Source organism: Rhizobacter sp., assembly GCA_019635355.1.
In the GTDB taxonomy this organism is placed as follows: Bacteria; Pseudomonadota; Gammaproteobacteria; order Burkholderiales; family Burkholderiaceae_C; genus Rhizobacter.
On sequence record JAHBZQ010000001.1, the window covers coordinates 1,808,890 to 1,827,605 of the forward strand.

The window sequence follows — 18,716 nt, forward strand, 5'->3', positions numbered from 1 at the left end:
GGCGAAAATTCTGCCATGCAAATCGAGACAGGCGTGAGCCTGAAACCGTACAACAGCTTCGGCCTGCCGGCCGTGGCGCAAACGCTGGTGCGCGTCACGGGCGACGCCGACGTGCGCCGCGTGGTCGACCATGCCGAGCTCGGCACCGCGCCGAAATTCATCCTCGGCGGCGGCAGCAACATCATCCTCACGCGCGACATGCCGCAGGTGGTGCTCAAGGTCGAGGTGATGGGCCGGCGCATCGTCGAAGAGCGCGCCAACGCCTGGATCGTCGAAGCCGGTGCGGGCGAGAACTGGCATGACTTCGTCACCTGGACGCTCGCCCAGGGCTGCCCCGGGCTCGAAAACCTGGCGCTCATCCCCGGCACAGTGGGCGCCTCGCCGGTGCAAAACATCGGCGCCTACGGCATCGAGCTGAAAGACCGCTTCGACTCGCTCGAAGGCGTGGACCTGCTCACCGGCCGCACCGTGACACTCGGGCCCGAGATGTGCAAGTTCGGCTACCGCGACAGCGAATTCAAGCATTCGCTCGCCGGCCGCGTGCTCATCACCCGCGTGCGTTTCCGCCTGCCCAAGCCCTGGCAGCCAGTGCTCGGCTACCTCGAGATCGAGCGCAAGATGAACGAGACGGGCATCGGCCGCCCGACGCCGCAGCAGGTCTACGACTGGATCATCGCCATCCGCCGCGCCAAGCTGCCCGACCCGGCCGTGGTGGGCAACGCCGGCAGCTTCTTCAAGAACCCGGTGGTCACGCCCGAGCAGTGCCGCGACATCATCGGCCGCGACCCGGAGATCGTGCACTACCCCATGCCCGACGGCACCATGAAGCTCGCCGCCGGCTGGATGATCGACGCCTGCGGCTGGAAGGGCAAAACGGTGGGCCGCGCGGGTGTCTACGAGAAGCAGGCATTGGTGCTCGTCAACCGCGGCGGCGCCATCGGCTCGGAGGTGATGACGCTCGCCCGGGCGATCCAGGAGAGCGTGTACGGGCGCTTCGGCATCCGGCTGGAGCCGGAGCCGGTGGTCGTCTAGGGCTTTGCGCCAGCTTCGTACCAGCGCTTGATCAGCGCCCGCTCCGCATCGGTCATCTGCGTGGCGTTCCCCAGCGGCATGAGCTTCAGCACCACCGACTGCTGGTAGACCGCCTGCGCATTGCGCACGATCAGCTCCGGCGTGTGCAGCTGGATGGCCTTGTTCACGACTTGCTCGCTGTGACACATCACGCAGCGCTCGGTCACCACCTTCTGCACCTGCGCGAAGGACACCGGCGGCGCCCCTTCCGCCACCTTCTCGGCCTTCGGCATCGTCGCGGTGAACACGCCGGCCAGCAGCACCACGCCCACCATCGCATACCACCAGGGCACCGGCTGCCCAGTCGCATGCGCCTTGTGCCGCAGCACGAAGGATTGGCGGATCAGCGCGCCGGCCAGCATCATCACCACCAGCGTCACCCAGTTGTTGGGCCCGCTGTAGAGAAAGCCGTAGTGGTTGCTCAACATCGCGATGATCACCGGCAGCGTGAAGTAGGTGTTGTGCACGCTGCGCTGCTTGCCACGCTTGCCGTAGACCGGGTCGACCGGCTGGCCCGCGCGCAAGGCAACCACCACCTTGCGCTGGCCGGGGATGATCACCATCGCCACGTTGCCGCTCATGGTGGTGGCGATCATCGCGCCCACCAGCAGGAAGGCCGCGCGCCCGGCGAAGAGGTGGCACGAGAGCCATGACGCGAACACGATGAAGCCGAACACCAGCACGCCCACGATCAGGTCGCCGTGTGGGCCCTGGCCGAACAGGCGGCAGATGCCGTCGTAGATGACCCAGAAGGCGACGAAGAAACCGAGCGCGGTGGTGATGGCCGCGGCCGGCGACCAGTCGAACACGTTCTTGTCGATCAGGAAAGTGCTGGCGTTGAAGAGATAGAGCACCGCGAAGAGCGCAAAGCCGGTGAGCCAGGTGGAATAGCTCTCCCACATCGACCAGTGCAGCCGCTCGGGCAGCACCGCGGGCGACACCGGGTACTTCTGCTGGTGGTAGAAGCCGCCGCCGTGCACGGCCCAGAGTTCGCCGCCGATGCCTTTCTCGCGATCCTTTGCGTCGGCGGGGGGCGTGAGGCTGTTGTCGAGGGCGACGAAGTAGAACGAGGCGCCGATCCACGCCACGCCGGTGATGACGTGCGCCCAGCGCAGCAGCAGGTTGAGCCAGTCGAGCAGGTGCGAGTAGTCCACGCCTCAGCTACCCCTGTACGTCGAGTAGGCCCAGGGGCTCGCGAGCAGCGGCACGTGGTAGTGCTGCAGCGGGTTGGCGAGGCCGAAGTCGATGGGCACCGCGTCGACGAAGGGTGGCTCGGGCAGGCTCACCCCACGGCCGCGGAAATAGGCGGCCACCTCGAAGACGAGGCGGTAGGTGCCGGTCTTGAAGCTCGTGTCGTCGAGCAGCGGTGCATCGGCGCGCCCGTCGTGGTTGAGCGCCAGCTGCTTGAGCAGCGTGGGCTGCCCACCGTCCATGCGGTAGAGCGCCACCAGCATGCCCGCCGCGGGGCAGCCGTTCATGGTGTCGAGCACGTGGGTGGTGAGCTTGCCCATCTCGGCCTCGGGTTGGATTGCAGGTTGCAAGACGCGGAAAAGTGTATACAGTTTGCAGCACGCCGCCTAGCCACAACACCACCCGCACATGCCTCGCGCCCCTGCCAACCTGACTGCCATCCGCCCGGTGGCCCGAGGCAAAAGGGTTGCAGGCAAGAAGCAGGCCGCGTCGGGCAGCAAGCCCAGGCCCGCCGTGGCCGAGGCCGAGCTGCAAGACACCACCCGCCGCATCGCCGAGGCCATCACCGCCGCCATCGTCGAGCGGCGCCTCATGCCGGGCACCAAGCTCGCCGAGCAGAAGATCGCCGACATCTTCAAGGTCTCGCGCACCATCGTGCGGCAGGCCTTGCACCAGTTGAGCCGCGACAAGCTGGTCACGCTCACCCAGGCACGCGGCGCGCGCGTGGCCCAGCCGAGCGAGGAAGAAGCGCGCCAGGTGTTCGAGGTGCGGCACATGCTCGAGGCCGCGATGATCAAGCGCGCCGCCGCCGAGTTGAGCGAGCCGCAGATCGCACAACTGCGCCAGCACCTGCGCGAAGAAGAAGCCGCCGTGCAACGCACCGACGTGCCCGGCCGCACCCGGCTCCTGGCCGACTTCCACGTGGTGCTCGCCCACATGCTCGGCAACGAGGCGCTGGCCGACATCTTGCGAGAGCTGGTGTCACGCAGTTCGTTGATCTCCTTGATGTACCAGTCCGCCCATTCGGCCGAACATTCCTTCGCAGAACACGTGGCCATCGTCGATGCGCTTGCCGCGCGCGATGCCCGCGCCGCCGTCAAGCTCATGCAAAGCCATCTGCACAATGTCGAGCGCAACCTGCGCCTGAACCCCCGGGTGCCAGACTTGCCGTCGGTGCTGCATGCCGGAGACCCCTCATGACCAGCGACAAGACCTACCCGAGAGACCTGAAGGGCTACGGCCGCAACCCGCCACACGCCCAATGGCCCAACGGCGCGAGGATCGCCGTGCAGTTCGTCCTCAACTACGAAGAGGGCGGCGAGAACAACCCGCTGCATGGCGACCCGACCTCCGAGACCTTCCTCTCCGAGCTCATCACGGCGCAGGCCTACGAGAGCCGGCACATGACCATCGAGTCGATGTACGAATACGGCTCGCGCGTGGGTGTGTGGCGCATCCTGCGCGAATTCGAGAAGCGCAAGTTGCCCATGACCATCTTCGCGGTCGGCATGGCGATGCAGCGCTACCCCGAGTTGCTCTCGTGCTTCATGGACAACGGCTACGAGATCGCCAACCACGGCCTGCGCTGGATCCACTATCAAAACCTGCCCGAGGCCACCGAGCGCCGCCACATCGAGCTCGGCACGCATGTCCTGAAAGACATGACCGGAGGTGCCTGGCCCCTGGGCTGGTACACCGGCCGCGACAGCCCCAACACTCGCCGGCTCGTCGCCGAGCACGGCGGCTATGAGTACGACAGCGACTACTACGGCGACGACCTGCCGTTCTGGATGCCCGTGACCAAGAGCGACGGCAACACCGAGCAGCGCCTCGTGGTGCCCTACTCGCTCGACTGCAACGACATGCGCTTCGTGCAGACGCAGGGCTTCAACACCGGCGACCATTTCTTCACCTACCTGCGCGACAGCTTCGATGCGCTGTACGCAGAGGGCGACACCGCGCCCAAGATGATGAGCATCGGCATGCACTGCCGCCTGCTCGGCAAGCCGGGGCGCATCGGCTCGCTGCAACGCTTCCTCGACCACGTGCTCGCGCACGACAAGGTCTGGGTGTGCCGGCGCATCGACATCGCACGGCACTGGAAACAGCATCACCCGGCGCCGACATGAGCCTCACCCTGGATCAGCTCAACAACGCCTCGCACGACGAGGCGCTGCAGATGCTCGCCGGCGTCTACGAGCATTCGCCGTGGATCGCCAAGCAGGCGCTGGCGCAACGTCCGTTCAAGACACTCGCCGCCTTGAAGGTCGCCCTGGCGCAGATGGTGCGTGAAGCCGATCCGTCACAGCAGCTCGCGCTCATCCAGGCCCACCCCGAACTGGCCGGCAAGCTCGCCGAACAAGGCCAGCTCACCGCCGAGTCGAGCCACGAGCAGCACACCGCAGGCTTGAAAGCCTGCTCGCCCGAAGAGCTGGCCGCCCTGCAGCGGCTCAATGCGGAATACCGCGCCAAGTTCGGCTGGCCCTTCATCCTCGCCGTGCGCGGCCCGCGCGGCACCGGGCTCACGCGGCAGCAGATCATCACCACCTTCGCGCGCCGGCTCGAAGGCCACGCCGACTTCGAGCGCGCCGAGTGCCTGCGCAACATCCACCGCATCGCCGAGCTGCGGCTCAACGACAAGTTCGGCTTCGAGCCCACGCTCGGCCACCAGGTGTGGGACTGCGCCGAGCTGCTGGCGCAGCACAGCGACGTGGACGACGCGCTCACCGTCACCTACCTCACGCCCGCCCACATCGCCTGCCAGAAGCAACTCGCCTACTGGATGCGCGACTGCGGCTTCGACGAAGTCGAGATCGACGCCGTGGGCAACGTGGTCGGCGTGTACCACGGCACGCAGGAGGAAGCCCCGCGCCTGCTCACCGGCAGCCACTTCGACACCGTGCGCAACGGCGGCAAATACGACGGGCGGCTGGGCATCTTCGTGCCGATGGTGTGCGTGCGCGAGCTGCACCGACAGCGTCGGCGTCTGCCCTTCGACATCGAGCTGATCGCCTTCGCCGAAGAAGAGGGCCAGCGCTACCGGGCCACCTTCCTCGGCTCGGGCGCCGTCATCGGCCGCTTCGACCCGAGCTGGCTCGACCAGCATGACGCCGACGGCATCGCGATGCGTGACGCGATGGCCACGGCCGGCCTCGACCCCAAGCGCATCGCGTGGATGCAGCGCCACCCCTCGCGCTACCTCGGGTTCGTCGAGGTGCACATCGAGCAGGGCCCAGTCCTCAACGAGATGGACCTGCCGCTCGGCGTGGTGACGTCCATCAACGGCAGCGTGCGCATGCTGGGCGAGATGGTCGGCACCGCGAGCCACGCCGGCACCACGCCGATGGACCGGCGCCGCGATGCCGCCGCCGCCGTGGCCGAGCTGCTGCTCTACGTGGAAAAGCGCGCCGCCCAGGTGCCGCACCTGGTGGGCACGGTCGGCATGCTGGAAGTGCCCGCCGGCTCGATCAACGTGGTGCCCGGTCGCTGCAAGTTCAGCCTCGACATCCGCGCCACCACCGACGAGGTGCGCGACGCGATGGTGCATGACGTGCTGGCCGAGATCCGCGCCATCACCGAGCGCCGCAGCCTGCACTGCACGCTCGAAGAGACGCTGCGCGCCCCGGCCGCGCCCAGCGCCCCCGATTGGCAGCGGCGTTGGGAACGCGCCGTCGAGTCGCTCGGTCTGCCGGTGCACCGCATGCCCAGCGGCGCCGGCCACGATGCGATGAAGCTGCACGAAGTGATGCCGCAGGCCATGCTCTTCCTGCGCGGCGGCAACTCCGGCATCAGCCACAACCCGCTGGAGACGATCACGAGCGACGATGCGCAGCTCTGCGTCGAAGCCTTCCAGACCCTGCTGAACGATCTGGCGGAGGAACGTCCATGAACAACCGCCACCACGACCTCGACGCCTGGGTCGACGAGCACTTCAACGAAGAGGTGCGCTTCCTGCAAGCGCTGGTGCAGGTGCCCACCGACACGCCACCGGGCAACAACGCCCCGCACGCCGAGCGCACCGCCGAGCTGCTGCTGGCCTTCGACATGGAGGCCGAGCGCCACCCCGTGCCGGAAGACGAGGTGCGGGCCTATGGCCTGCAGTCGATCACCAACCTGATCGTGCGCCGCGCCTATGGCGAGGGCAAAACCATCGCCCTCAACGCCCACGGCGACGTGGTGCCGCCCGGCGAAGGCTGGGTGCACGACCCGTATGGCGGCGAGGTCGAAGACGGCAAGCTTTACGGCCGCGCGTCGGCGGTGAGCAAGAGCGACTTCGCCACCTTCACCTTCGCCGTGCGCGCCCTCGAATCGCTGGGCGCGCCGCTCCAGGGCGGCGTGGAGCTGCACTTCACCTATGACGAAGAATTCGGCGGCGAGCTCGGCCCGGGTTGGCTGCTGAAGCATGGCCTCACGAAGCCCGACTACCTCATCGCCGCCGGCTTCAGCTACGAGGTCGTCACCGCGCACAACGGCTGCCTGCAGATGGAAGTCACGGTGCACGGCAAGATGGCGCACGCGGCGATTCCCACGACCGGCGTCGATGCCTTGCAAGGCGCGGTGGCGATCCTCAACGCGCTCTACGCGCAGAACGCGCTCTACAAGCAAACGACGTCGAAGGTGAAGGGCATCACCCACCCCTACCTCAACGTGGGCCGCATCGAAGGCGGCACCAACACCAACGTCGTGCCGGGCAAGGTGGTGCTGAAGCTCGACCGCCGCATGATCCCCGAGGAAGACCCGGTCGCGGTCGAAGCCAGCATCCGCCAGGTGATCGCCGAGGCCGCCGCGTGCTACCCCGGCATCACGGTCGACATCAAGCGCCTGCTGCTCGCGCAGTCGTTGAAGCCACTGCCCGGCAACAAGCCGCTGGTCGAGGCGCTGCAGAAGAACGCGCAGGCGGTGTTCGGCGAAGCCATCCCGGCGATGGGCACGCCGCTCTACACCGACGTGCGCCTCTACTGCGCCCAGGGCATCCCCGCTGTCATCTACGGCGCGGGGCCGCGTACCGTGCTGGAGTCCAATGCCAAGCGCGCCGACGAGCACCTGGTGCTCGAAGACCTGCGCCGGGCCACCAAGGTGGTCGCCCGCACGCTCTACGACCTGCTGAGCTGACCCATGCTCCGACTCGAACTCTCAAAGCTCAGCAAGACCTACCCCGCCGTCAAGGCCAACGACCAGGTGAGCCTGCGCGTGAAGCCGGGCGAGATCCACGCCGTGCTGGGCGAAAACGGCGCGGGCAAGTCCACGCTGATGAAGATGATCTACGGCGCCGTGCGGCCGGATGAAGGCGAGATCCGCTGGAACGGCGAGCCGGTGCAGGTGCGCTCGCCCGCCGAGGCGCGGGCGCTCGGCATCAGCATGGTGTTCCAGCACTTCAGCCTCTTCGACACGCTCACCGCGGCCGAGAACGTGTGGCTGGGTCTCGACAAGTCGCTCTCGCTCGCCGAGGTCATCGAACGCATCACGAAGGTCTCGAAGGACTACGGCCTCGACGTGGAGCCGCTGCGCCCGGTGCACACGCTCTCGGTCGGCGAACGCCAGCGCGTCGAGATCGTGCGCGCGTTGATGACGAATCCGAAGCTCCTGATCCTCGACGAGCCCACCTCGGTGCTCACGCCGCAGGCAGTCGAGACGCTCTTCGTCACGCTGCGCAAGCTCGCGAGCGAAGGCTGCAGCATCCTCTACATCAGCCACAAGCTCGACGAGATCCGCGCGCTGTGCCACCACTGCACGGTGCTGCGCGCCGGCCGTGTCACCGGCGAGGTCGACCCGACGCAGGAGACCAACGCCAGCCTCTCGCGCCTCATGATCGGCGCCGAGCCGCCCCAGCTCAAGCACGAGCCGCGCACGCCCGGCGAGGTGGTGCTGGCGGTGCGCGAGCTCACGCTGCCCAAGCTCGACCAATTCGGCATGAGCCTGCAGGGCATTGGCTTCGAAGTGCGCGCCGGTGAGATCGTCGGCATCGCCGGGGTCTCGGGCAACGGTCAGCAGGAGCTGATGGCCGCGCTCTCGGGCGAAGACACCCGCGCCGCCGCCGCGAGCATCCAGCTTTTCGGCCAGCCCATCGCGCACAAGCCGCCGCAGGTGCGCCGCGCGGCGGGCCTGCACTTCGTGCCGGAAGAGCGCCTCGGCCGCGGCGCTGTGCCCACGCTCTCGCTCGCGCAGAACACACTGCTCACCCGCACCGAAGCGGTGGGCCGGGGCGGCTGGCTGCGCACGGGTCAGGTGCGGGCGCTGGCGCAATCGCTCATCGAGCGCTTCAACGTCAAGGCCGGCGGGCCCGATGCGGCGGCCAAGAGCCTCTCGGGCGGCAACCTGCAGAAGTTCCTCGTCGGCCGCGAGATCGACGCGAAGCCGAAGCTGCTCATCGTCTCGCAACCCACCTGGGGCGTGGACGTGGGCGCCGCCGCGCAGATCCGCGGCGAGCTGCTCGCGCTGCGCGACGCGGGCTGCGCGCTGCTGGTGGTGAGCGAGGAGCTCGACGAGCTCTTCGAGATCAGCGACCGGCTGCTCGTGATCGCCCAAGGCCGCATGTCACCCTCCATCGCCACGCGCGATGCCACCATTCCCCAGATCGGCGCCTGGATGTCGGGGCTCTGGACCCAAGAACCCAGCCAAGAGAGCACCCATGCTGAAGCTTGAGACCCGGCCCGAGCCGAGCCGGTGGATGTCGGTGCTGTCGCCGCTCCTGGCGCTCGCCATCACGGTGCTCATCGGCGTCGTGCTCTTCGCCCTGCTGGGCAAGGACCCGCTGCGCGGCCTGCAGGCCTTCTTCGTGGAGCCGGTGAAGAGCGTCTATGCGCTGACCGAACTCGCGATGAAAGCCACACCGCTGCTGCTGATCGCGCTCGGCCTCGCGGTGTGCTTCCGCTCCAACGTGTGGAACATCGGTGCCGAAGGCCAGTTCATCCTCGGCGCCATCTTCGCGAGCGGCGTGGCCATGATGGCCGGCAAGGACACGAGCCGCCTCATCGTCGTGGCCATCCTGCTGGCCGGGGTGCTGGGCGGCATGCTGTGGGCGGGCATCGTCGCCTTCCTGCGCGACAAGGCGAATGCGAGCGAGATCCTCGTGAGCCTGATGCTGGTCTATGTGGCCGACATGGTGCTGAGCTACCTCGTCTACGGGCCCTGGAAAGACCCGAACGGCTACAACTTCCCGCAGACCATCAACTTCCTCGCCGTCACGCAGATCCCCAGGCTGGCCACTGGCTTTCGCGTGAACATCGGCCTGCTCATTGCGCTGGCCTGCGTGGGGCTCTTCTGGCTCTTCCTCTTCCGCAGCTACGCGGGCTACCAGCTGCAGGTGGGCGGGCTCGCACCGGCTGCGGCACGTTACGCCGGCTTCTCGTCGCGCAAGGCGCTGTGGACGGCGTTGCTGCTCTCGGGCGGCATGGCGGGCCTGGCCGGTGCGTTGGAGGCGGCCGGGCCGCTCGGTCAGCTCACGCCGCACGTGCCGGCGGGCTACGGCTTCGCGGCGATCATCGTCGCCTTCGTCGGGCGGCTGCACCCAGTGGGCATCGTGTTCTCGGCCATCCTCATGAGCATGTTCTACATCGGCGGCGAGCTGGCGCAGTCGCGCCTGGGGCTGCCCAAGTCGCTCACCGGCGTGTTCCAGGGCCTGCTGCTCTTCACGCTGCTGGCGTGTGACACGCTCATCCACTACCGCGTGCGCTGGGTCTCGCGCCACGCCACCCCGCGAGCCGCCTGATGGACGCCTTCGCCCTGCTCATCGCCGCCACGCTCAACGCGGGCACCGTGATCGCCTTCGCCGCACTCGGCCTGCTCATCAACGAGCGCTCGGGCATCGTCAACCTCGGGGCCGAGGGCATGATGCTCGTGGCCGCCATCGCGGGCTTCGCCGCGGCGGTGCACACCGGCAGCCCGTGGGTGGGCCTGGCGGCCGGCGCGCTCGCGGGCGCGCTGCTGGCCGCCGTCTTCGGCGTGCTGGTGATCTGGCTCAACACCAACCAATACGCCACCGGCCTCGCGCTCAGCCTCTTCGGCACCGGCTTCTCGGCGTTCATCGGCATCCGCTACACGCAGGAGCGGCTGCCCGAGCGGCCGCCGCTGCACATCCCGGTGCTCGGCGACATCCCGTTCATCGGGCCGGCCCTCTTCCGCCAGCATGCGATGGTGTACGTCGCCATCGCGCTCACGATCGCCCTCGCCTGGTTTCTCTACCGCTCACGCGCGGGGCTCGTGCTGCGGGCGGTGGGCGAGTCGCCCGAGTCGGCGCATGCGCTGGGCTACCCGGTGCGGCGCATCCGCCTGCTCGCGGTGATGGTGGGCGGCGCGCTGTGCGGCATCTCGGGCGCCTACATCTCCACCGTCTACACGCCGCTGTGGGTGGAAGGCATGGTGGCCGGCAAGGGCTGGATCGCGCTCGCGCTCACCACCTTCGCCACCTGGCGCCCGGCACGGGTATTGCTCGGTGCCTACCTGTTCGGCGGCGTGACCATGCTGCAGTTCCACCTGCAAGGCGAAGGCGTGCAGATCTCGAGCCAGTTGCTGACCATGCTGCCCTACCTGGCCACCATCGTCGTGCTGGTGCTGATCTCGCGCAACGCCACCTGGATCCGCGTGAACATGCCGGCCTCGCTGGGCAAGCCGTTCTTTCCTGGGAGTTGATAATCCGAGGTGCTGTTCTCGCACCCTGTTTGCCTGCGCCACAAGCGCAGTTCCTTCATCTGGAGAAGAAGACATGACCTCATCCTCTAAACGTTCCCTGCTGAAGATCGCAGGGTGGAGCACCCTCGCAGCGGCCGCTGCGCTGGTGGGCTGCGGCAAGAAGGAAGAAGCGGCACCGCCGGCGGCCTCGGCGCCGGTGGCCGCCTCGGCCCCGGCCAAGCCGGCCCCGCTGAAGATCGCCTTCGCCTACATCGGCCCGGTGGGCGACGGCGGCTGGACCTTCGCGCACGACAACGGCCGCAAGGCCATCGAGAAGGAATTCGGCGACCGCGTGCAGACGAGCTTCGTCGAAAACGTGCCCGAAGCCGCCGACGCCGAGCGGGTCTTCCGCGACATGATCGGCCAGGGCAACAAGCTCATCTTCGGCACCACCTTCGGCTACATGGACTCCATGCTCAAGGTCGCCCCGGAAGCGAAGGACGTGAAGTTCGAGCACGCCACCGGCTTCAAGACCGCCGAGAACATGCGGACCTACGACAGCCGCACCTACGAAGGCGCCTACATGGCCGGCATCATCGCGGGCGCGATGACCAAGACCAACACGCTGGGCGTGGTGGGCTCGGTGCCCATCCCCGAGGTGATCCGCAACATCAACAGCTTCACGCTCGGTGCACAGTCGGTGAACCCGAAGATCAAGACCAAGGTGGTCTGGGTCAACAAGTGGTTCGACCCGCCGAAGGAAACCGAAGCCGCGCAGTCGCTGCTCAATGGCGGCGCCGACGTGCTGTTCCAGAACACCGACTCGTCCGCCGTGCTCAAGACCGCCGGCAAGGCCGGCAAGTACGCCTTCGGCTGGGACAGCGACATGTCGTCGTACTCGCCTGAAGCGCACCTGGCCTCGTCGATCATCAACTGGGCCCCGTACTACATCAAGGCCACCAAGGATGCGCTCGAAGGCACCTGGACGACCGGCGCGGTGTGGTGGGGTGTGAAGGAAGGCGCGATCGACATCGTGTCGATCTCCGACAAGGTGCCCGCCGAGATCAAGACCAAGGTCGAGACGGTGAAGGCCGGCCTGAAAGACGGCAGCTTCGCGATCTGGAAGGGCCCCATCCTCGGCCAGGACGGCAAGGAAGTGGTCAAGAAAGACGAGACCGCCGACGACAAGTTCCTGAGCGGCGTCAACTTCTACGTGAAGGGCGTCGAAGGCAAGGTGCCGGGCGCGAAGTAAGCGCACGGCCCACGCCATGACGAAGGCCGCCACGTGCGGCCTTCTTTGCTCAAGATGATCGAATCGACCCTCTGGCACCCGGTGGCCGCAAGCGTTGCGCTCGTGGCCGACCTGCCGCTGCCCGTGCGCCTGCTCTCGCAGGACTTCGCGCTCTGGCGCGACGCGAGCGGCACGGCCCACGCCTTCCCCGACCAGTGCCCGCACCGCGGCACGCGGCTCTCACTCGGGCGGGTGCTGCACGGCGAGGCGGGCTCGCGGCTGGAGTGCCCGTACCACGGCTGGCAGTTCGACGCCACCGGCCAGTGCCGCCACATTCCCGCGCTGCCGGCGTTCACGCCCCCGGCCACGCACGCGGTGTGCACGCACGAGATCCAGGAGCGGCACGGCCTCGTCTGGCTGCGCCTGCAAGCCGGCGACGCCGCACCGCCCGCCTTCGCCGCGGAGACCGAGCCCCACCTGCGCAAGCTGCTCTGCGGCCCCTACGACGTGCAGGCCAGCGCGCCACGCATCGTCGAGAACTTCCTCGACCTCGCGCACTTCGGCTTCGTGCACGACGGCTGGCTCGGCGACCGGGGCCACGCCACGCTCGCCGACTACCGCATCGAGACCACGCCGCAAGGCTTCATCGCCCACGGCTGCACCGCCTGGCAACCGCAGAGCAATCGGCTGTCGACCCAAGGCAGCCAGGTCGAATACCGCTACGAGCTGACCGGCCCCTACAGCGCTCAGCTCACCAAGCTGCCGCAGGCCCAGGCCGGTTACCAAGACGTGATCGGCCTCTATGTCTGCCCGGTCGACCCCGAGCGCAGCCGCGTGTGGTTCCGCCTCGCGGTGACCGATTTCGATTCGGACGACGCGCAGCTGCGCGCCTTTCAAGACACCATCTTCCGGCAAGACCAGCCCGTGCTCGAATCGCAAAGCCCCAAGCGCCTGCCGCTGTCTCTTGGCCCTGGGCACGGCGGCGAGGTGCATTGCGCTGCCGACCGCAGTTCCGCCGCCTACCGCCGCTTTCTCACCGAACGCGGCATCACCTTTGGAGTGTGCTGATGACCACCGCGACACCTGACTTCCGCAAGATCCCGCGCGAGCGCCTGCCCGAGCTGCTGCGCACCATGCCCAAGACCGAGCTGCACCTGCACATCGAAGGCTCGCTCGAACCCGAGCTGATCTTCCAGCTTGCGCAGCGCAACGGCGTGAAGCTCGCCTACCCGAGCGTCGAGGCGCTGCGCGAGGCCTATGCCTTCACCGACCTGCAGAGCTTCCTCGACATCTACTACGCGGGCGCCAGCGTGCTCTTGAAGGAAGAAGACTTCTTCGACATGGCGATGGCCTACTTCCGCCGCGCCAAGGCCGATAACGTCGTGCACGCCGAACTTTTCTTCGACCCGCAGACGCACACCGAGCGTGGCGTGAGCTTCGAGACCGTCATCAAGGGCCTCACCCGCGCCTGCGAGACGGCCAGGCGCGAGCTCGGCATGAGCTCGCTCCTCATCATGTGCTTCCTGCGCCACCTGAGCGAAGAGGCCGCCTTCGCGACGCTGGAAGACGCCCTGCCCTGGCGCTCGCATTTCGTGGGCGTCGGCCTCGACAGCGGCGAGCGGGGCAACCCGCCCGAGAAGTTCGCCCGCGTCTATGCCAAGTGCCGCGAGCTGGGCCTGCGCCTCGTCGCGCACGCGGGCGAGGAGGGCCCGGCCGAGTACATCTGGAACGCGCTCGACGTGCTCCAGGTCGAGCGCATCGACCACGGTGTGCGATGTGTGGAAGACCCGAAGCTCGTGCAGCGCCTCGCGGCCGAGCGGGTGCCCTTGACCGTGTGCCCGCTGTCGAATGTGAAACTGTGTGTGTTCAAGACGCTCGACCAGCACAACCTCGCGACCCTGCTCGACGCCGGGCTGTGCGTGACGGTCAACTCCGACGACCCGGCGTATTTCGGCGGTTACATCAACCAGAACTTTCTCGAGACTTTCGAGTCACTCCCCGCGCTCGGGGCGCGGGAGGCCTACCAACTCGCACTCAACAGCATCGACGCCAGCTTTGCGCCAGCGGTCGACAAACAGGCCTGGCGGCAGCAACTCGCCGGGGTTTTCTCCTAAAGGGCGCCCCGTGAAGAAGGAGGCGCCGTCCTACAGACGGCTGTCATCGGGCGGCCCTAACCTTCGCCACCATGTTCGAACACATCCGCGCAGACCTGCGCAATTACCGGGGCCGCTGGTGGGAGCAGGGTTTCTGGGTCATGCTCGTCTACCGCTTCGGGCGCTGGCGCTACGGCATCAAGCCGGCCGTGATCCGCAAGCCGCTGTCGCTGCTCTACAAGATCGCCTACAAGTTCGTGCAGATCCTCACCGGCATCGACCTGCCGTGTGAAGTGGAGGTCGGCCGCAACTTCGTCATCGACCACTTCGGCGGCATCATCGTCAGCGGTTATGCCAAGTTCGGTGACAACTGCCGCCTGCGCCACGACGTGTGCGTGGGCCTGCGCCACACCGAAGAGCCCGTGGCACCGGTGATCGGCAGCAACGTCGACATCGGCGCCGGGGCGAAGATCCTGGGCGCCATCACCATCGGCGACAACGTGCTGATCGGCGCCAACGCGGTGGTCATCACCGACGTGCCGTCGAACTCCATCGCTGTGGGCGTGCCGGCCAAGATCCAGCCGCGCGTGCCCCGCGAGCAGGAAGGCGAGCTGGCCAAGAGCCGCGCCGCCGCGCGCGCTGCAGCCGAAGCCAAGGTGCGGCCTCTGGCCGCCGTGGCCCGCACGTCGCTCGGCGCCGACTCGCACCTCTGATCCCTGACACGGCCCGGTCACACCGGGCCCGCGGAGCGCAGCCCGGGACGGGTCTGCGACAATTCGCCCTCCCAGCCGCCTGCGTGCCCCCGCAGGCGGTTCTGCTTTCAGTCCCGGGGCCATGTAGAGGAACACCATGCTTCAAAACCTCGCCCGCGGCCTCATGGCCGCGATGCTCGCTGCCGTTGCAGCCACCACCACCTCGCTCCCCGCCACCGCGCAGACGACCCGCCCCCTGAAGGTCGGCTTCGTCTACGTGAGCCCGATCGGCGACGCCGGCTGGACCTACCAGCACAACCTCGGCCGCCTCGCGATGGAAAAGGCGCTCGGCCCACAGGTGAGCACCACCGCCGTCGAGGCCGTGGCCGAAGGCGCCGACTCCGAGCGGGTGATGCGCGACCTCGTGGCCCAGGGCCACAAGCTCATCTTCGCCACGAGCTTCGGCTACCTCGAGCCCGCCCTGCGCGTGGCCGCCGACCACCCCGACGTGGTGTTCGAACACGCCGGCGGCTTCAAGACCGCGAAGAACCTCAACACCTACAACGCCCGTTTCTACGAAGCCCGCTACCTCGCCGGCCTGCTCGCCGGCAAGACGAGCAAGAGCGGCATCGCCGGCTACGTGGCCGGCTTCCCGGTGCCCGAGGTGGTGCAAGGCATCAACGCCTTTGCACTCGGCATGCGTGCCGCCAACCCCAAGGCGCAGGTCAAGGTGGTGTGGCTCAACACCTGGTTCGACCCGCCGCGCGAGCGCGAAGCCGCCACTTCGCTCATCAACCAGGGCGCCGACGTGCTGACCAACCACAGCGGCTCGCCCGCCGTGCCGCAGACCGCCCAGGCGCACTTCGCAAGCAAGGGCGTGCGCGTGATCGCCTACCAGAGCGACATGAGCCGCCACGCCCCCGACGCACAGCTCACCGCCATCACCCACCAGTGGGGCGCGTACTACACGCGCGTGGCCGAGGCCGTGCGCAAGGGCACCTGGCAGGCCAAGCCGGTATGGGGCGGCATGAAAGACGGCTTCATCGCGCTGGCGCCCTTCTCGCCCTCGGTGCCGGCGGACGTGGCTGCGCTTGTCAGGAAGCGCGAGGCCGACATCGTGGCGGGCCGCTTCCACCCCTTCTCGGGCAAGTTGATCGACAACCACGGCGACGTGCGCCAAGCCGCCGGTGTGATGGACGACGCGGCGCTCTCGAGCATGAACTGGTTCGTGCAGGGTGTCGTGGGCAGCCTGCCCAAGCCCTGAGGCCGCGGCGCGGTGGGGCCGCGTTCAAGTTTGCCGGCGCGGTGCCGAAAACGTTCTGAGCGGGCCACCTCGCCCTTGGGCCGGGGGTGCCCGGGCGTTCCCGCGGCACACACATGAGCACAGGCAGCAACCCCTCCCCGACGATCCCGATCCAGAAGGCACTGGCCTCCGATTTCGTGCCGCTGGAGGAGGAGCCCCGAGCCTGCGCCGACTGCAGCACCGGCGAGCGTCTGGGCTTCCAGTTCAGCTTCGCCTACCAGCCCATCGTCGACATCGAGGCGCGGCAGATCTTTGCGCATGAAGCCCTGGTGCGCGGCCCCGCCGGCGAGGGCGCCGCGAGCGTGCTGTCGCAAGTCAACGAGGCCAACCGCTATCGCTTCGACCAGGCCTGCCGCACCAAGGCAATCAAGACCGCTGCGCTGCTGAACATGCAGACGCATCTGTCGATCAACTTCATGCCCAACGCGATCTACCGGCCCGAGCTGTGCATCCGCGCCACGCTGGCGGCGGCACGCCAGCACGGCTTCCCGCTCGAGCGCATCATCTTCGAGACGGTCGAGGGCGAGCGCGTGAGCGACGGGAAGTGGCTCGCCGAGATCCTTCGCGAGTACAAGCGCATCGGTTTCCTGACGGCCATCGACGACTTCGGCGCCGGTTATGCCGGCCTCAACCTGCTGGCCGACTATCAGCCCGACATCATCAAGCTCGACATGGACCTGGTGCGCGGCATCGATCAACGGCCGGCTCGCCGGGCCATCGTGCGCGGTGTGGCGCGCATCTGCGAAGAGCTCGGCATCCGGCTGCTGGCCGAAGGCGTCGAGACCGTCGACGAGTCCCTCTGCCTGCAAGACATGGGCGTGAAGCTCATGCAGGGCTACCTCTTCGCCAAGCCCCTGTTCGAACATTGCGGGCAGACCGACAGCATTCACTGGCCGCCGATCCGCCCGCGCTGAGCCCGCAGGCTCAGAGCTTGAAGACGCCCACCACCTCGGCCATGCGCGCGGCCTGATGGCTCAGGCTCTCGGCGGCGGCGGCGCTTTGCTCCACGAGGGCGGCGTTCTGCTGCGTCACCTGGTCGAGCTGGCTGACGGCGTCGCCCACCTGGCCGATGCCCGTCGTCTGCTCGAGGGTGGCACGCGAGATCTCTTCGATGAACTGGCTCACATGCCGGATCTGGGCCACGATGGCGCCCATCGACTGGCCCGCATCGTTGACCTGGCGTGAGCCCGCCTCGACCTTCTCGACGCTGGCGCCAATCAAGGTCTTGATCTCCTTGGCGGCACTGGCAGACCGCTGCGCCAAGGCACGCACTTCGCTCGCCACCACCGCAAAGCCACGGCCCTGCTCGCCGGCCCGTGCCGCTTCCACCGCCGCGTTGAGCGCGAGGATGTTGGTCTGGAAGGCGATGCCATCGATCACGCCGATGATGTCGGCGATCTTCTTCGACGCGTTGGCGATGTCGTGCATGGTCTCGACGACCTGCCCCACCGCGGCGCCGCCTTGCGTGGCGGCGGCCGAGGCCTGGCTGGCCAGCTGGTTGGCCTGCCGGGCGGTCTCGGCGTTGTGCTTGACGGTGCCGGTGAGCTGCTCCATCGAGGCCGCGGTCTGCTGCAGGTTGCTCGCCTGCTCTTCGGTGCGCTGGCTCAGGTCGGCATTGCCGGCGGCGATCTCGGCGGAGCCGGTGGCGATCGAATCGGAGGCGCTGCGCACCTGGCCCACGATGCGCGCGAGGCTTGCCTGCATGGTGACCAGCGAGGCCAGCACACTGCCGCGCGGGGCGCGCTCCGCCAGGGCGATGGGGCTCAGGTCACCGCTGGCCACGCGCTGCGCGGCCAGGCCGAGCTCGGCCGGCTCGGCCCCGAGCGCACGCGTGAGGCTGCGGGTGATGAGCAAGCCGGCGACCGCCGCGGCCACGAAGGCCATCACGCACCCCAGCAGGAGCATCGTGCGCTGGGCCGAGTACTGCTCGGCGGCCTCCTGGGTGAGGCGACGGGCCTGCGCCTGCGTGTAGTCGTCGTAGTCGACCGTCGCCTTGATCAGCGCCGCCAGCAGCGGGCGGCACTCGTCGTTCATCTTGGCGGTGGCCTGCTCGGTCTTCCGGTCCAGCGCGAGGTCCACGATGGCCAGGGCCACCGGGCCGTAAGCCCGCTCCAGGCGCGCGATCTCGGCGATCAGGCCGCTCGCCTTGGCCGATGCGTCGCTTCCGGCCGAGGCCAAGCGCGCCAGCTCGGCCAGGCTCGCCTGCACGTCGTCGTGTGCCCGGCTGACCGAGGCTTTTTCTTCGGCCAGATCGGCGGGCTTCGTCACCAGCACCAGGTTGCGGGCCGCAATGGCACGCCGGTCGACGGCGCTGCGAACCTGCGCGGCGAGCCGCGCCCGCGCATCGATGCCTTCGACATAGCCCGTGAAGCGGGCGTTGGAGTCGCCCAGGGCCTTCAACGACAACCCGGAAATCAGCAGGACAAAGGTGGCCAGGCCACCGAACGCCAGGCCCAGTTTGGCGCGCACGGTCAGGGGGTTGGAGTTCATGGTGTCATCTCTCGGAGAAAAAGTGAGGTGACGATATC

The 18,716-nt window shown here is 68.0% G+C and carries 17 protein-coding genes; 14 read left to right on the forward strand and 3 right to left on the reverse strand.

Going from position 1 to position 18,716, the window contains the following annotated elements; translation table 11 throughout:
- Positions 1-15 precede the first annotated feature (15 nt).
- A complete protein-coding gene (gene murB, locus KF892_08010; GenBank protein MBX3624939.1) occupies positions 16-1,032 on the forward strand; it encodes a UDP-N-acetylmuramate dehydrogenase in 1,017 nt (338 codons plus the stop codon).
- Here the strand turns inward: murB and KF892_08015 are convergent.
- Together KF892_08015 and uraH are read right to left on the reverse strand one after the other, a co-directional pair.
- Positions 1,029-2,225, reverse strand: coding sequence for a urate hydroxylase PuuD (locus tag KF892_08015; protein MBX3624940.1), 1,197 nt, complete (start codon positions 2,223-2,225; stop codon positions 1,029-1,031). The genes murB and KF892_08015 overlap by 4 nt on opposite strands.
- A 3-nt stretch (positions 2,226-2,228) precedes the next feature.
- Positions 2,229-2,582: a hydroxyisourate hydrolase gene (uraH, locus tag KF892_08020; protein MBX3624941.1), complete on the reverse strand. Its 354-nt coding sequence runs from the start codon at positions 2,580-2,582 to the stop codon at positions 2,229-2,231.
- An 88-nt stretch (positions 2,583-2,670) separates the two neighbouring features.
- Between uraH and KF892_08025 the strand changes: the two genes are divergently transcribed.
- The 13 genes from KF892_08025 to KF892_08085 all read left to right on the forward strand — a co-directional run bounded on the left by KF892_08025 (position 2,671) and on the right by KF892_08085 (position 17,102).
- Positions 2,671-3,462, forward strand: a complete 792-nt coding sequence (locus KF892_08025; GenBank protein ID MBX3624942.1) for a GntR family transcriptional regulator — start codon at positions 2,671-2,673, stop codon at positions 3,460-3,462.
- Positions 3,459-4,391 carry an allantoinase PuuE gene (puuE, locus tag KF892_08030; protein MBX3624943.1) on the forward strand — a complete coding sequence of 311 codons (933 nt, stop codon included), beginning with the start codon at positions 3,459-3,461 and terminating at the stop codon, positions 4,389-4,391. Before KF892_08025 ends, puuE begins: the two co-directional genes overlap by 4 nt.
- Positions 4,388-6,151 (forward strand): 2-oxo-4-hydroxy-4-carboxy-5-ureidoimidazoline decarboxylase, encoded by a 1,764-nt coding sequence (uraD, locus tag KF892_08035; GenBank protein ID MBX3624944.1) that lies wholly within the window; start codon positions 4,388-4,390, stop codon positions 6,149-6,151. Before puuE ends, uraD begins: the two co-directional genes overlap by 4 nt.
- A complete protein-coding gene (locus KF892_08040) occupies positions 6,148-7,374 on the forward strand; it encodes an ArgE/DapE family deacylase (GenBank protein MBX3624945.1) in 1,227 nt (408 codons plus the stop codon). The genes uraD and KF892_08040 overlap by 4 nt, the downstream gene beginning before the upstream one ends.
- Before the next feature lie 3 nt (positions 7,375-7,377).
- Positions 7,378-8,904: an ABC transporter ATP-binding protein gene (locus KF892_08045; GenBank protein ID MBX3624946.1), complete on the forward strand. Its 1,527-nt coding sequence runs from the start codon at positions 7,378-7,380 to the stop codon at positions 8,902-8,904.
- Positions 8,891-9,970, forward strand: a complete 1,080-nt coding sequence (locus tag KF892_08050; protein MBX3624947.1) for an ABC transporter permease — start codon at positions 8,891-8,893, stop codon at positions 9,968-9,970. The genes KF892_08045 and KF892_08050 overlap by 14 nt, the downstream gene beginning before the upstream one ends.
- Positions 9,970-10,890: an ABC transporter permease gene (locus tag KF892_08055; GenBank protein ID MBX3624948.1), complete on the forward strand. Its 921-nt coding sequence runs from the start codon at positions 9,970-9,972 to the stop codon at positions 10,888-10,890. The genes KF892_08050 and KF892_08055 overlap by 1 nt, the downstream gene beginning before the upstream one ends.
- A gap of 73 nt (positions 10,891-10,963) precedes the next feature.
- The gene (locus KF892_08060; GenBank protein MBX3624949.1) at positions 10,964-12,121 is read left to right on the forward strand and encodes a BMP family ABC transporter substrate-binding protein; all 1,158 of its coding nucleotides are present in this window, start codon (positions 10,964-10,966) and stop codon (positions 12,119-12,121) included.
- A gap of 54 nt (positions 12,122-12,175) precedes the next feature.
- Positions 12,176-13,168: an aromatic ring-hydroxylating dioxygenase subunit alpha gene (locus KF892_08065; GenBank protein MBX3624950.1), complete on the forward strand. Its 993-nt coding sequence runs from the start codon at positions 12,176-12,178 to the stop codon at positions 13,166-13,168.
- The gene (locus tag KF892_08070; protein MBX3624951.1) at positions 13,168-14,214 is read left to right on the forward strand and encodes an adenosine deaminase; all 1,047 of its coding nucleotides are present in this window, start codon (positions 13,168-13,170) and stop codon (positions 14,212-14,214) included. The genes KF892_08065 and KF892_08070 overlap by 1 nt, the downstream gene beginning before the upstream one ends.
- Before the next feature lie 71 nt (positions 14,215-14,285).
- Complete coding sequence (locus KF892_08075) at positions 14,286-14,906, forward strand: serine acetyltransferase (GenBank protein MBX3624952.1); 621 nt, start codon at positions 14,286-14,288, stop codon at positions 14,904-14,906.
- A 136-nt stretch (positions 14,907-15,042) separates the two neighbouring features.
- Positions 15,043-16,149 carry a BMP family ABC transporter substrate-binding protein gene (locus KF892_08080; protein ID MBX3624953.1) on the forward strand — a complete coding sequence of 369 codons (1,107 nt, stop codon included), beginning with the start codon at positions 15,043-15,045 and terminating at the stop codon, positions 16,147-16,149.
- A gap of 113 nt (positions 16,150-16,262) precedes the next feature.
- A complete protein-coding gene (locus KF892_08085; protein MBX3624954.1) occupies positions 16,263-17,102 on the forward strand; it encodes an EAL domain-containing protein in 840 nt (279 codons plus the stop codon).
- Positions 17,103-17,112: 10 nt separating this feature from the next.
- On the opposite strand, the gene KF892_08090 is transcribed toward KF892_08085, so the two are convergent.
- Positions 17,113-18,678: an MCP four helix bundle domain-containing protein gene (locus tag KF892_08090; GenBank protein ID MBX3624955.1), complete on the reverse strand. Its 1,566-nt coding sequence runs from the start codon at positions 18,676-18,678 to the stop codon at positions 17,113-17,115.
- Positions 18,679-18,716: the final 38 nt, after the last annotated feature.

What these genes read in the sequence shown, in the direction of transcription:
- murB (MBX3624939.1), top strand. Translation starts at nt 16, where the DNA reads ATGCAAATCGAGACAGGCGTGAGCCTGAAACCGTACAACAGCTTCGGC.
- uraH (MBX3624941.1), bottom strand. Translation starts at nt 2,582, where the DNA reads ATGGGCAAGCTCACCACCCACGTGCTCGACACCATGAACGGCTGCCCC.
- KF892_08025 (MBX3624942.1), top strand. Translation starts at nt 2,671, where the DNA reads ATGCCTCGCGCCCCTGCCAACCTGACTGCCATCCGCCCGGTGGCCCGA.
- puuE (MBX3624943.1), top strand. Translation starts at nt 3,459, where the DNA reads ATGACCAGCGACAAGACCTACCCGAGAGACCTGAAGGGCTACGGCCGC.
- uraD (MBX3624944.1), top strand. Translation starts at nt 4,388, where the DNA reads ATGAGCCTCACCCTGGATCAGCTCAACAACGCCTCGCACGACGAGGCG.
- KF892_08040 (MBX3624945.1), top strand. Translation starts at nt 6,148, where the DNA reads ATGAACAACCGCCACCACGACCTCGACGCCTGGGTCGACGAGCACTTC.
- KF892_08045 (MBX3624946.1), top strand. Translation starts at nt 7,378, where the DNA reads ATGCTCCGACTCGAACTCTCAAAGCTCAGCAAGACCTACCCCGCCGTC.
- KF892_08050 (MBX3624947.1), top strand. Translation starts at nt 8,891, where the DNA reads ATGCTGAAGCTTGAGACCCGGCCCGAGCCGAGCCGGTGGATGTCGGTG.
- KF892_08055 (MBX3624948.1), top strand. Translation starts at nt 9,970, where the DNA reads ATGGACGCCTTCGCCCTGCTCATCGCCGCCACGCTCAACGCGGGCACC.
- KF892_08060 (MBX3624949.1), top strand. Translation starts at nt 10,964, where the DNA reads ATGACCTCATCCTCTAAACGTTCCCTGCTGAAGATCGCAGGGTGGAGC.
- KF892_08065 (MBX3624950.1), top strand. Translation starts at nt 12,176, where the DNA reads ATGATCGAATCGACCCTCTGGCACCCGGTGGCCGCAAGCGTTGCGCTC.
- KF892_08070 (MBX3624951.1), top strand. Translation starts at nt 13,168, where the DNA reads ATGACCACCGCGACACCTGACTTCCGCAAGATCCCGCGCGAGCGCCTG.
- KF892_08075 (MBX3624952.1), top strand. Translation starts at nt 14,286, where the DNA reads ATGTTCGAACACATCCGCGCAGACCTGCGCAATTACCGGGGCCGCTGG.
- KF892_08080 (MBX3624953.1), top strand. Translation starts at nt 15,043, where the DNA reads ATGCTTCAAAACCTCGCCCGCGGCCTCATGGCCGCGATGCTCGCTGCC.
- KF892_08085 (MBX3624954.1), top strand. Translation starts at nt 16,263, where the DNA reads ATGAGCACAGGCAGCAACCCCTCCCCGACGATCCCGATCCAGAAGGCA.
- KF892_08090 (MBX3624955.1), bottom strand. Translation starts at nt 18,678, where the DNA reads ATGAACTCCAACCCCCTGACCGTGCGCGCCAAACTGGGCCTGGCGTTC.